Source organism: Martinezella hainanensis, from assembly GCF_900094555.1.
Classification (GTDB): Bacteria; Pseudomonadota; Alphaproteobacteria; order Rhizobiales; family Rhizobiaceae; genus Rhizobium; species Rhizobium hainanense.
In genome coordinates this window covers 507,302-519,243 of record NZ_FMAC01000006.1, presented here as the reverse complement: position 1 = coordinate 519,243, position 11,942 = coordinate 507,302, and the positions used below count along the sequence as shown (strand labels likewise).

Annotated in this window: 11 protein-coding genes; 4 read left to right on the top strand and 7 right to left on the bottom strand. The window is 61.1% G+C overall.

Annotated features, from left to right (window positions below; genetic code table 11):
* The 7 genes from GA0061100_RS21495 to GA0061100_RS21465 form a co-directional block, all read right to left on the bottom strand.
* On the bottom strand, positions 1-388 hold a 388-nt coding region (locus GA0061100_RS21495; protein WP_342195952.1), incomplete at its 3' end, for an ACT domain-containing protein.
* 99 nt (positions 389-487) lie between these two features.
* A complete protein-coding gene (gene glnT, locus GA0061100_RS21490) occupies positions 488-1,795 on the bottom strand; it encodes a type III glutamate--ammonia ligase (protein ID WP_075854743.1) in 1,308 nt (435 codons plus the stop codon).
* A gap of 77 nt (positions 1,796-1,872) precedes the next feature.
* A complete protein-coding gene (locus GA0061100_RS21485) occupies positions 1,873-3,201 on the bottom strand; it encodes an FMN-binding glutamate synthase family protein (protein WP_075854742.1) in 1,329 nt (442 codons plus the stop codon).
* 15 nt (positions 3,202-3,216) lie between these two features.
* Positions 3,217-3,903 carry a GltB/FmdC/FwdC-like GXGXG domain-containing protein gene (locus tag GA0061100_RS21480; RefSeq protein ID WP_075854741.1) on the bottom strand — a complete coding sequence of 229 codons (687 nt, stop codon included), beginning with the start codon at positions 3,901-3,903 and terminating at the stop codon, positions 3,217-3,219.
* 30 nt (positions 3,904-3,933) lie between these two features.
* Positions 3,934-4,842 (bottom strand): class II glutamine amidotransferase, encoded by a 909-nt coding sequence (locus GA0061100_RS21475; RefSeq protein WP_075854789.1) that lies wholly within the window; start codon positions 4,840-4,842, stop codon positions 3,934-3,936.
* Positions 4,843-4,935: 93 nt separating this feature from the next.
* Positions 4,936-5,619: a helix-turn-helix domain-containing protein gene (locus GA0061100_RS21470; RefSeq protein ID WP_075854740.1), complete on the bottom strand. Its 684-nt coding sequence runs from the start codon at positions 5,617-5,619 to the stop codon at positions 4,936-4,938.
* Between the two features lie 78 nt (positions 5,620-5,697).
* Positions 5,698-6,657: a GlxA family transcriptional regulator gene (locus tag GA0061100_RS21465; RefSeq protein ID WP_075854739.1), complete on the bottom strand. Its 960-nt coding sequence runs from the start codon at positions 6,655-6,657 to the stop codon at positions 5,698-5,700.
* Positions 6,658-6,745: 88 nt separating this feature from the next.
* Here GA0061100_RS21465 and GA0061100_RS21460 point away from each other — a divergent pair, with 88 nt between their 5' ends.
* Genes GA0061100_RS21460 through GA0061100_RS21445 form a run of 4 tightly spaced genes read left to right on the top strand, consistent with a single transcriptional unit; the run spans position 6,746 to position 11,755 of the window.
* Positions 6,746-7,996: a sarcosine oxidase subunit beta family protein gene (locus tag GA0061100_RS21460; RefSeq protein ID WP_075854788.1), complete on the top strand. Its 1,251-nt coding sequence runs from the start codon at positions 6,746-6,748 to the stop codon at positions 7,994-7,996.
* 12 nt (positions 7,997-8,008) lie between these two features.
* The gene (locus tag GA0061100_RS21455; RefSeq protein ID WP_075854738.1) at positions 8,009-8,287 is read left to right on the top strand and encodes a sarcosine oxidase subunit delta; all 279 of its coding nucleotides are present in this window, start codon (positions 8,009-8,011) and stop codon (positions 8,285-8,287) included.
* On the top strand, positions 8,284-11,217 hold the full coding sequence (locus GA0061100_RS21450) for a sarcosine oxidase subunit alpha family protein (RefSeq protein ID WP_075854737.1): 2,934 nt from the start codon (positions 8,284-8,286) through the stop codon (positions 11,215-11,217). Before GA0061100_RS21455 ends, GA0061100_RS21450 begins: the two co-directional genes overlap by 4 nt.
* The gene (locus GA0061100_RS21445) at positions 11,210-11,755 is read left to right on the top strand and encodes a sarcosine oxidase subunit gamma family protein (protein WP_075854736.1); all 546 of its coding nucleotides are present in this window, start codon (positions 11,210-11,212) and stop codon (positions 11,753-11,755) included. Before GA0061100_RS21450 ends, GA0061100_RS21445 begins: the two co-directional genes overlap by 8 nt.
* Positions 11,756-11,942 lie beyond the last annotated feature (187 nt).

Genomic DNA, 11,942 nt, shown 5'->3' with positions numbered 1-11,942 from the left:
CGACCACTTTCTGGTAATCGAAATGGTTGGAGACGACGCCGACGATGTCGATCGGCAAGGCGCCGATCTTCCAGCGATAGAGCAGGTCGTTGAGGCAATGGCCGAAGCGCGACACCATGAGCAGCACCTTCATGCGCTTCCTGGCATCGTGGAACTCCGACACCATGGCAAACTTCTCGGCGATCGGCTTGAAGCCTTCGATGAGCGCCGCCTCGCCAACCCCTTCTTCGGAGATGAAGGAGACGCGCATGAAGAACATGCCGGTATCGAGATCGTCGAACTGGCTGGAATCGACGATGTTGCAGCCCTGTTCGGCCAGATAGTTCGAGATCGCCGCAACAATCCCACGCGTCGACTTGCACGCCACTGTTAATACATAGCTCGTCATGCTGATCTTCCTCCGCCGTCTGCGGCCAAAATTCCGCTTTTGCACCGGGGCGGCCCGCCCCGGTGCATGGGTCAACTCTGGCATTGTTCCGCTGCGCACTCAGATATCGAGCGTGCTGTCGCGCTCCCACTGCGTGAAGTGCGAGCAGTAGGCGTTCCATTCCTGATGCTTGAGCTTCAGATAGGCTTCGGAGAACTCCGAACCGATCGCCTGCTTCAGCCCCTCGTCCTCGTCGTAGGCACGCAGAGCATCGAGCAGATTGAGCGGCAGGCGCGGCGCATTCTTCACCAGGTGACCCTCCGCATACATGTCGATGTTGTGATGCGGTCCCGGATCGGCCCTATTGCGAAGGCCATCGAGGCCGGCAGCGATGATGACCGCCTGCAGCAGATAGGGATTGACGGCACCATCGGGCAGGCGCAGCTCGAAGCGGCCAGGACCGGGCACGCGTACCATGTGGGTGCGGTTGTTGCCGGTCCATGTCACGGTGTTGGGAGACCAAGTGGCGCCCGATGTCGTGCGCGGGGCATTGATGCGCTTGTAGGAATTGACCGTCGGGTTGGTGATCGCCGCCAGCGACGAGGCATGTTTCATGATGCCACCGAGGAAATGCTTGCCCTCGGCCGAGAGGCCGAATTCGGCTTCCCTGTCGGCAAAGACATTGGCCCTGCCGTCATTGTCCCACACGGAGATATGGCAATGGCAGCCATTGCCCGTCAGACCCTTGAACGGCTTCGGCATGAAGGTGGCGCGAAGCCCGTGCTTCTCGGCGATCGACTTGACCATGAATTTGAAGAAGGAGTGCTTGTCCGCCGTCTTCAGGGCATCGTCGAATTCCCAGTTCATCTCGAACTGGCCGTTGGCGTCCTCGTGGTCGTTCTGATAGGCGCCCCAGCCGAGTTCCAGCATATAGTCGCAGATCTCGGAAATGACGTCATAGCGCCGCATGACGGCCTGCTGGTCATAGCAGGGCTTTTCCGCCGTATCATATTCGTCGGAAATCTTGGCGCCATCGGCCGTGATTAGGAAGAATTCAGCTTCGACGCCGGTCTTGACGCGCTTGCCCGCTGCTTCCGCTTCTTTCACGAGCTTCTTCAGCACGTTGCGCGGCGCCTGGGCGACCAGTTCGCCCTCCATCATGCAATCGGCCGCGACCCAGGCAACATCCTTCTTCCATGGGAGCTGGATGACGGAGGAGGCATCGGGTACGGCAAAAAGGTCGGGATGGGCCGGCGTCATGTCGAGCCAGGTGGCGAAGCCGGCAAAGCCGGCACCGTCTTCCTGCATGCCGGCAATCGCCTGAGCAGGCACCAGCTTGGCACGCTGGCCGGAAAAAAGATCGGTATAGCTGATCATGAAATATTTGATGCCCTTGTCTTTGGCAAAGGCAGCAAGATCCAGTGTCATTCTCGTTCCCCTTTGGATTTCTTAGAGACACTTCGATGATGCATGCACCGGCCGGGCCTTTCGGCCCGGCCGGAATGTCAAAAGCCTCCCTTGCCCGGATACCAGTTGGTGCCGGCGAGCGGAATCTGCGCCATGGCGGCAGCTTCCATCGTCAGCGCACACAGGTCCTCCGGTTCCAGGTTGTGCAGGTGATTCTTGCCACAAGCGCGGGCAATCGTCTGCGCTTCCAGCGTCATGACTTTCAGATAATTGGCAAGGCGGCGACCAGCCGCAATGGGATCGAGCCGGCTTGCCAGCTCCGGATCCTGCGTGGTGATACCAGCAGGGTCCTTGCCCTCGTGCCAGTCGTCATAGGCCCCAGCCGTCGTGCCGAGCTTCTGATACTCTTCTTCCCATTTCGGATCGTTGTCACCGATTGCGACCAGCGCCGCCGTGCCGATGGCAACCGCGTCAGCGCCAAGCGCCAGAGCCTTGGCCACATCCGCGCCGGACCGGATGCCGCCGGAGATGATGAGCTGCACCTTGCGATGCATGCCGAGATCCTGCAGCGCCTGGACGGCGGGGCGGATGCAGGCAAGCGTCGGCATACCGACATTCTCGATGAAGACGTCCTGGGTCGCAGCCGTGCCACCCTGCATGCCGTCAAGCACGACGACGTCGGCACCAGCCTTTACGGCAAGAGCGGTGTCGTAATAGGGACGCGCACCGCCGACCTTCACATAGATCGGCTTTTCCCAATCGGTGATCTCGCGCAGCTCCATGATCTTGATTTCGAGATCGTCCGGACCGGTCCAGTCCGGATGGCGGCAGGCCGAACGCTGGTCGATGCCCTTCGGCAGATTGCGCATGTTGGCGACGCGATCGGAGATCTTCTGGCCGAGCAGCATGCCGCCACCGCCGGGCTTTGCCCCCTGCCCGACGACCACTTCGATCGCATCGGCGCGACGCAAATCCTTCGGGTTCATGCCGTAGCGCGAGGGGAGATACTGATAGACCAGCGTCTGCGAATGGCCGCGTTCCTCGTTCGTCATGCCGCCGTCGCCTGTCGTGGTCGACGTGCCGGCAAGCGTCGCGCCGCGCCCGAGCGCCTCCTTGGCATTGCCTGAAAGCGCGCCGAAGCTCATGCCGGCAATGGTGATTGGGGTCTTCAACGTGATCGGCTTCTTGGCGAAGCGGCTGCCGAGGACGACGGTCGTATCGCACTTCTCGCGATAGCCTTCGAGCGGATAGCGGGAGATCGACGCGCCGAGGAACAACAGGTCGTCGAAATGCGGCACCTTGCGCTTCGTGCCGGCGCCGCGAATATCATAAATGCCGGTCGCCGCCGCGCGGCGGATTTCGGCCAGCGTGTGATCGTCGAAGGTGGCGGACTTGCGCGGCGGCGTATGCGGATTGTGGTAGCTCATGAGGTCCCCTTCGCCTTAATACGCGTCGGCATTGTCGATGTTGAAATTGTAGAGCTTGCGCGCCGATCCGTAGCGCTTGAACTCTTCCGGCCTGACGCCGCGCACGCCGGCCTTTTCCAGAAGCTCGGAGAGCTTTGCGAGGTGCTCCGGACGCATCTCCTTTTCGATGCAGTCGGAGCCGAGGCTTTTGACCGACCCGCGGACGAAGAGCTTGGCCTCATAGAGGCTGTCGCCGAGCGCATCACCAGCGTCACCGAGCACGACCAGATGACCGGATTGCCCCATGAAGGCAGACATATGGCCGATATTGCCGTAGACGACGATGTCGATGCCCTTCATCGAAATGCCGCAGCGCGAGGCGGCGTTGCCCTTGATGACAAGCAGCCCGCCGTGGCCGGTTGCACCGGCATACTGGCTGGCATCGCCTTCGATGACGACCGTGCCGGACATCATGTTTTCCGCGACGCCCGGGCCGGCGGAGCCATGAACGATGACATTGCCACCATCATTCATGCCGGCGCAGTAGTAGCCGACGGAGCCTTTGATATCGACGGTGACGGGCGCGTCGATGCCGGCGGCCACCGCATGATGACCACGGGGATTGACGACCTCGAAAGCCGTATCGTTGGCGCCGGCAGCAAGGCCGTGGAGTGCGCTGTTAAGTTCACGCAGCGGCGTGACGGATAGGTCGAAAACTGGCATGAAAAACTCTCTCGATTTCAGCGCGCCCGATCAGGCAGCCTTTTCGTGATCCCAGAAATAGACAGTTGCCGGCTCCGGCTCCCAGATGCGGGCAGCCTCGATGCCGGGGAGATTGACGAGCGCGCGATATTCGGAACCGAAGGCGACATATTGATCGGTTTCCGCCATCACCGCCGGCTTGCAGGCGATGGGATCGCGAACGACGCCGAAGCCCGACTTGGTGCCGACGACGAAGGTGAAGAAACCGTCGAGATCGTCGACGGCACTTTCGAGCGCCGCACCGAGATCCTTGCCTTTCGCCATTTCGGCGGTGAGGTACGCGGCGGCGACTTCGGTGTCGTTTTCCGTTTCGAAGATCATGCCCTCGCGCTTCAACTCGCGGCGAAGGTTGTTGTGGTTCGACAGCGAACCGTTGTGAACCAGGCACTGATCCGACCCGGTGGAGAAGGGGTGGGCGCCAAGCGTCGTGACGGCCGATTCCGTCGCCATGCGCGTATGGCCAATGCCGTGCGTGCCGGACATGCCGGTCACGCCAAAGCGTGAGACCACATCCTTCGGCAGGCCGACTTCCTTGTAGATCTCGACGGTATCGCCGCTGCTCATCACGCGGATATTCGGGCGCAATGCCGCAAGCGCTGCTCTGCCCTCATCAAGCTTGTCCTTGGCAAGCGTGATGACTGCATGCGTGCTCTTGACCACGACGGCCACCGGAACGTCGAGCGCCCGTCTCAGCTCATATTCCAGCCCGTCGAAATCCTTTGCCGGATCGGCCGACTGAACGGTTATCTTCGCCGTGTTGCCGCTATCGTTGCCGTAGATCGCAATGCCTGCGCTATCAGGTCCGCGATCGGTCATCGTGATCAGCATGGAAGACAGAAGCGCGCCGAGTTTCGGCTCCAGCGCCTTATCCTTCAAGAAAAGACCGACAATTCCGCACATGCCCAAACCCTCCGTTTTCGCATCTGCAAAAATGGCTATCAGGTCCAATGCGGTTTTTCAACTCAAAAGAATATTTTTTTCTTTTAAGGCAAGTCAGTCCGTCTTGCCGCGTTGTGGGTAACTGATGATCGACAGATATTTTGCCGGCAGTTTCACCAGCACTTCCGGCCCATGCGGCGCGTCCGCATCGAAGAAAAGGCTGTCGCCGGGCTGCATGGGGTAGAGCTGATCGCTGTGGCGGTACATCACCTCGCCTTCCAGCATGTAGAGGAACTCCATGCCCTCATGCTGGAAAGTGGGGAAGACATCGGAATCCGCCGTCAGCGTGATGAGATAGGGCTCGACGATGACGCCGCTGGAATTGTTGTCGATATGACCGAGCAGATTATATTGATGGCCGGCGCGCGTGCCGCGCCGTTCGAGCTCGACACCCTGGCCAGCCTTGACGAAGACGGCATTGCGCGGCTCCTCATACCGGCGGAAGAAGGCAGTCAACGGCACGCCGAGTGCGCGCGACAGCGATTGCAGCGTCGTCAGCGACGGCGAGATATTGCCGTTTTCGATCTTCGACAGCATCCCGAGCGAGATGCCCGTCGCGGCGGCAAGATCCGTCACGGTGATGCCGAGCTTCTTGCGATAGGCGCGGACCTCGTGGCCGATCGCCATTTCGAGATTGTTTTCCTTGGGCTCGCGCACCGCATGCGGATTTTGCAGGAAAGCCGAGCGTCCGCCGTGGGATGGGTCGTCGGCCGCTATTTTATCTGCCTTGGTTTTCATTCTGTATCCTTTTTGTCGGCAGGGCTTGTCGGAAAGGACTCTATCCTCCCAGTGAAATTTTCTCAACTGCGACGAAAATCAGATGCGACGGGTTTCGCCGGGCGCGATCCCGTAAAGAAAACGGTATGCCCTGGCGAAGTGTGCGCCGCTGGAAAAGCCGGTGGCGACGGCGATTTCGGAAATCGAAAGCGGGCTCTGTTCCAGGAGCCGGCGGGCATGCTGCAGCCTTATCCGCCGATATTGCTCAAGGAACGTCGAGCCGAGATGGGCAGCAAAGAGCCGGTCGAGGTGACGCGGCGTGACGCCGGCAATCCGTGCCATGGCCGTACGGTCGAGCGGCATCTCGATCGTCTCTTCCATTTTTTCCAGGACGTTGAGGAGACCCGGATGGTGAACGCTGTAACGCTCGGCAAGCGAACCGCGCTGCGGCGCCGCGGGCTCGCTCACCTCCGTGTGCAGGTACCAGTCGCTGACGCGCCGGGCAAAATCGGCGCCCATGCGCTCGGATATCAGCACATGCATCATGTCGAGCGGCGCAATGCCGCCGCCGCAGGTAATTCGGTTGCCGTCGATGACGAAGCGCGCCTGACGCGGCGAGAGCGTCGGAAAGGCTTCGAGCAAGGCCGGGGCATGCTCCCAGTGAATGGTGAAATCGCGCTCGGCCAGAAGCCCGGCGGCAGCAAGCAGATAGGGACCGCCGGAAATGCCGCCGATGCGAACGCCTTCGCGCGCGAGCTGGCGCAGGCAGGCGAGAACGGCAGGATAGTGCCAGTCCCGGGGTGAGCCGCCGGCGCAGACGAAGACCGTGCCAAGACCGGATCCGCGACCCGGAAGAGGCTCGGCCGGCACGGGCACCCCGCCCGATGATACCGCCGGGGCACCGTCCGGCGAAAAGGTCGACAATCGATAGATTTCGCGCCCGGCCAGGAGATTGGCGGCGCGCAGCGGTTCGCTCGCCGATGCAAAGGACATCAGCGCGAATCCCGGGATCAGGATGAAGCCGACATTCTGGGTATTTCTTGTGTCGATCGACGCCATGTCCCTTTTCTACTGAAATAAGTCCTAATTGGGCAAGTCGGCATTTTCCACTCTGTCATCATGGACGCAATTCAAAGCGGACCTGACCATGCGCTATTCGGCTCTCTCTGTCTTTCTCAACGGCTTACGCGGCAATAGCGGCTGGGCGCCAGCCTGGCGGCAGCCGCAACCGAAACCGCATTACGACGTGATCATTGTCGGTGGCGGCGGCCACGGGCTGGCAACAGCCTACTATCTCGCCAAGACCTTCGGCGTCACCAATGTCGCTGTTCTGGAAAAGGGCTATCTCGGCTCCGGCAATATCGGCCGCAACACCACGATCATCCGCTCCAACTATCTGTTGCCCGGCAATAATCCCTTTTACGAGCTGTCGATGAAGCTCTGGGAAGGGCTGGAGCAGGATTTCAACTTCAACGCCATGGTCTCGCAGCGCGGCGTGCTCAACCTCTTCCATTCGGATGCGCAGCGCGACGCCTATACCCGGCGCGGCAATGCCATGCGCCTGCACGGGGTCGATGCTGAGCTGCTGGACCGCGAAGCCGTTCGCAGGAAGCTACCCTTCCTCGATTTTGAAAATGCCCGTTTCCCGATCATGGGCGGATTGCTGCAGGCGCGTGGCGGCACAGTCCGTCACGACGCCGTAGCCTGGGGCTATGCCCGCGGAGCTGACAGCCGCGGCGTCGATATCATTACCGGCTGCGAAGTGACTGGTATTCGTTCCGAGAATGGCCGCGTCACAGGTGTCGAAACCACGAAGGGCTTCATCGGCTGCGGTAAGCTGGCTCTCGCGGCAGCCGGCAATTCCACCGTCGTCGCCGATATGGCGGGCCTGCGCCTGCCGATCGAAAGCCATGTGCTTCAGGCCTTCGTCTCCGAGGGCCTGAAGCCGTTCATCGACTGCGTCGTCACCTTCGGCGCCGGCCATTTCTATGTCTCGCAATCCGACAAGGGCGGCCTCGTCTTCGGCGGCGATATCGACGGCTACAATTCCTACGCCCAGCGCGGCAACCTTGCGACCGTCGAGCATGTCGCCGAAGCCGGCGTGGCGATGATCCCGGCGCTGACGCGCGTGCGCTACCTGCGCAGCTGGGGCGGCGTCATGGACATGAGCATGGATGGTTCTCCGATCATCGACCGCACCCATCTCGACAATCTCTATCTGAACGCCGGCTGGTGCTACGGCGGCTTCAAGGCGACACCGGCATCGGGCTACTGCTACGCACACCTGATCGCCCGCAACGAGCCGCATGAAACGGCGCGACAGTTACGCCTCGACCGGTTCCAGCGCGGCTATCAGATCGATGAAAAGGGCGTCGGCGCCCAACCGAACCTGCATTGAGGACATGACACGATGGCAAGCCTGATTTCCTGCCCTCATTGCGGCGCCCGACCCAAGGAGGAGTTTACCATCAAGGGTGACGCGAACCTCGCCCGCCCGGCAGCCGATGCCGGCGCGGAAGACTGGTACGACTACGTCTATCTTCGCGGCAATCCGAAAGGACTGCACAGGGAATATTGGCACCACTCCTCCGGCTGCCGCCGTTGGCTGATCGTCGAGCGCGATACAGTCACCCACAAGGTTCATGGCGTCAGCGATGCGGCACTGGCCAAGCTCGGAGGTGGCGCGTGAGCAGCTATCGTCTTTCCTCCGGTGGCCTGATCGACCGCTCCAAAGCCATTGCCTTCAGCTTCGACGGCAAGGACCTCGCCGGCCATCCCGGCGACACGCTTGCGTCCGCCCTGCTCGCCAACGGCATCCAGCTCGTCGGCCGCAGCTTCAAATATCACCGCCCACGCGGCATCCTGACGGCTGGTGCCGCCGAACCCAATGCACTCGTCACGACCGGTACGGGTGGACGCACGGAGGCCAACACCCGTGCCACGATGATCGAGCTCCATGACGGGCTCATCGCGCACAGCCAGAACCGTTGGCCTTCCCTCGGCTTCGATGTCGGCGCCGTCAACGGGCCGCTCTCGCCCTTCCTGAGCGCCGGCTTCTACTACAAGACCTTCATGTGGCCTGCCGCCTTCTGGGAGAAGGTCTACGAACCGCTGATCCGCAAGGCCGCCGGTCTCGGCAAGGCGTCCCATGAAGTCGATCCCGATTCCTATGAGAAAAGCTGGGCGCATTGCGATCTGCTCGTGATCGGTGCTGGGCCTACGGGTCTTGCTGCGGCACTGACGGCGGGGCGCGCCGGAGCACGCGTTCTTCTCGCGGACGAAGGCTTCGCTCTCGGCGGCAGTTTGCTCTCGGAGCCCAGCTCGCCCCTCAAGGAGATGCTGCAGGAGCTCACCAGCCTGCCGAATGTGCAATGCCTGCCACGCACCACTGTCATCGGCTGGTACGACGACAATGTCTTCGGTGCGGTCGAGCGTGTCCAGAAGCATGTGGCAACGCCCGACCCTCGCCAGCCGGTCGAACGCCTCTGGCGCATCATCGCCAAGCAGGCGATCCTCGCGACCGGGGCAGAAGAGCGGCCGCTCGTATTCGGTGGCAACGACATTCCAGGCGTGATGATGTCTGGCGCCATGCGCAGCTATCTGAACCGGCAAGCGATCGCTCCCGGCAAACGCACTGTGATCTTCACGACCAACAGTTCCGGCTACCGGACCGCCGCCGACCTCGAGGCTGCAGGCGTCGAAGTTGCCGCCATCATCGATACGCGCGCCAATAGTGGTGAACGCTGGAATGGCAGGGCGCGGGTGCTGACCGGCGCGTGCATCATCGATGCGCTTGGCACCAAGCAAGTCCGTGGGGTCAGCGTTGCGAGCGGTTCAGGTACGCAGGACATCGATGCCGATGCGCTCGCCATGTCTGGCGGCTGGAGCCCGATCATCCATCTCGCGTGCCATCGCGGTGCCAGGCCGGTCTGGTCGGAAAAACATGGAGCCTTTCTTGCGCCGGAAAGACAGGATGGCTTGCTGATTGCCGGCTCCGCAGCAGGCCTTGCTTCTACGGATAGCTGCCTTGGCGACGGAGCGATCAAGGCTGCCGAGGCATTGCAGGCAATTGGTTTTGGCAAGGTTGACCCCGCCTTTGCTTCAGCGGAAGAGACATCGGCGGCCGCTGCGCCGCTCTGGTATGTCAAAGGCGGCAAGGGCAAAGCCTTCGTCGATTATCAGAACGACGTGCATTTGAAGGATCTGGGCCTTGCCGTGCGCGAGGGCTACGGTGATGTCGAGCTTGCCAAGCGCTATACGACGAATGGCATGGCGACCGACCAGGGCAAGCTCTCCAATATCAATGCCATCGGCATCCTCGCCGAGGCCCGCGGCATCTCGCCGGCCGAGGTCGGCACCACGACATTCCGGCCTTTCTATACACCGGTCTCCTTCGGCGCTTTGACAGGTACTTCGCGGGCTAAGCATTTTCAGCCGGCGCGCAAATCCCCCTTGCACGAATGGGCAAAGAAAAACAGCGCGGTCTTCGTCGAGACCGGCCTCTGGTATCGATCGTCGTGGTTCCCGCGCCCTGGTGAAGAAACCTGGCGCGAAAGCGTCGATCGCGAAGTGCTGAACATCCGCAAGAATGCCGGCATCTGCGATGTCTCGACGCTCGGCAAGATCGAAATCTTCGGCAAGGATGCCGCGACCTTCCTCGACCGCATCTATTGCAACGGCTTTGCCAAGCTGCCTGTCGGCAAGGCGCGCTACGGCATCATGCTGCGCGAAGACGGCATGATCTATGATGACGGCACCACCAGCCGGTTGAGCGAAGACCATTTCTTCATGACGACGACGACGGCGCTTGCCGCCGGCGTGCTGACCCATCTGGAATTCTGCGCCCAGACGCTGTGGCCCGAGCTCGATGTCTATTTTGCCTCCTCGACCGACCAATGGGCACAGATGGCGGTCGCGGGTCCGAAATCGCGGGCGATCCTCTCGGAGATCGTCGATGAGGACATTTCCGATGCCGCCTTCCCGTTCATGAGCGCACGCTCGGTTTCGCTGTTCGGCGGCAAGCTCGAAGGCCGGCTCTTTCGCATATCCTTCTCCGGCGAACTCGCCTATGAGCTTGGCGTCCCGGCGGCCTATGGCGAATCAGTTGCCGACGCCATCATGCAGGCAGGTCGAAAATATGAAATCTGCGCTTATGGCGCCGAGGCGCTCGGCGTTCTTCGCATCGAGAAGGGTCACGTCACCCATGCAGAGATCAACGGCACGGTAACGCCCGGCGATCTTGGCTTTGCCCGCATGGTTTCGACCACCAAACCCGATTTCATCGGCAAGGCAATGCTTCAACGCGAAGGCCTCCAGGCAGTTGACCGACCGCGCCTCGTTGGTGTCAAACCGGTGAACCCGGCAACCAGTTTCCGCACCGGCGCCCATATCCTGGCGGAAGGCGCGGCAGCGACGCTCGAAAATGATCAGGGCTACGTGACATCGAGCGCCTTTTCGCCGAGCCTTGGCCATACGATCGGGCTCGCCCTCATCAAGAACGGGCCGGAGCGCATCGGCGAAAAGATTATCGTCTGGAACGGCCTCAGAAACGAATTCACGGATGCAGTAATCTGCAGCCCCGTCTTCATCGACCCTCAGAACGAGAAACTCCATGCCTGATTTGCCGACATCAAAGCCGGTCCTTGCCGGCAAGATCGTTTTGCGGAGCGAGACAATCCGGCTGGAAGCCCTGCCCGAAGGCCACCTCCTGCATGTGATGGGCGCGACCACGAGCGAGGAGATCACAACCCATCTGCTTGCGGTGGGACTGAAGGAAAGCTCCGTGCGCCCGGCCGGATACCGGCAATGGTTCGTCGTCGGCAACGAGCAGCTCGCTCAATCTCAAAGACAGGCTCTTGCGAATGCCCTGTCAGGCCGCGCCTTCATTTGCGACCAAAGCCACGGCCGTATCCGTATCCTTGTTTCAGGCCCGGACGCCGCCCGGATGCTCAACAAGGGTACGGCACTCGACCTGTATCCATCGAGCTTCCCGGAGGGATGCAGTGCCATGACGCTTTTCGGGCATATTTCGGTGCAGCTCACGCGCACCGGCATGAATGATTTCGAGCTGACGGTACTGCGCAGTTTTGCGGAATCGCTTTATGAGGAGCTCGAGGCTCTCACTCGATCCCACGGTGCTGAACGGCTCGCGCTCTAAACTGCGTTCAAAGAATTCTGACACGGGCATAGTCAGGCAAGACCGTCTTGCCCGCAGCTGGCATGCGCGCAAAGCGCGAGCCACGTTCTCAAACACAACGTTAGTAAGAAGAACTTATAATTAGACTCCTGTTAACCATCTTGCGTTTAAAGATTGTTAATCGAGAGGCAAATCCGCCTTCCCATTT

Bases quoted from the DNA above. Each gene is read 5' to 3' on its own strand.
- glnT (WP_075854743.1), bottom strand. From the start codon at position 1,795: ATGACACTGGATCTTGCTGCCTTTGCCAAAGACAAGGGCATCAAATAT.
- GA0061100_RS21485 (WP_075854742.1), bottom strand. From the start codon at position 3,201: ATGAGCTACCACAATCCGCATACGCCGCCGCGCAAGTCCGCCACCTTC.
- GA0061100_RS21480 (WP_075854741.1), bottom strand. From the start codon at position 3,903: ATGCCAGTTTTCGACCTATCCGTCACGCCGCTGCGTGAACTTAACAGC.
- GA0061100_RS21475 (WP_075854789.1), bottom strand. From the start codon at position 4,842: ATGTGCGGAATTGTCGGTCTTTTCTTGAAGGATAAGGCGCTGGAGCCG.
- GA0061100_RS21470 (WP_075854740.1), bottom strand. From the start codon at position 5,619: ATGAAAACCAAGGCAGATAAAATAGCGGCCGACGACCCATCCCACGGC.
- GA0061100_RS21465 (WP_075854739.1), bottom strand. From the start codon at position 6,657: ATGGCGTCGATCGACACAAGAAATACCCAGAATGTCGGCTTCATCCTG.
- GA0061100_RS21460 (WP_075854788.1), top strand. From the start codon at position 6,746: ATGCGCTATTCGGCTCTCTCTGTCTTTCTCAACGGCTTACGCGGCAAT.
- GA0061100_RS21455 (WP_075854738.1), top strand. From the start codon at position 8,009: ATGGCAAGCCTGATTTCCTGCCCTCATTGCGGCGCCCGACCCAAGGAG.
- GA0061100_RS21445 (WP_075854736.1), top strand. From the start codon at position 11,210: ATGCCTGATTTGCCGACATCAAAGCCGGTCCTTGCCGGCAAGATCGTT.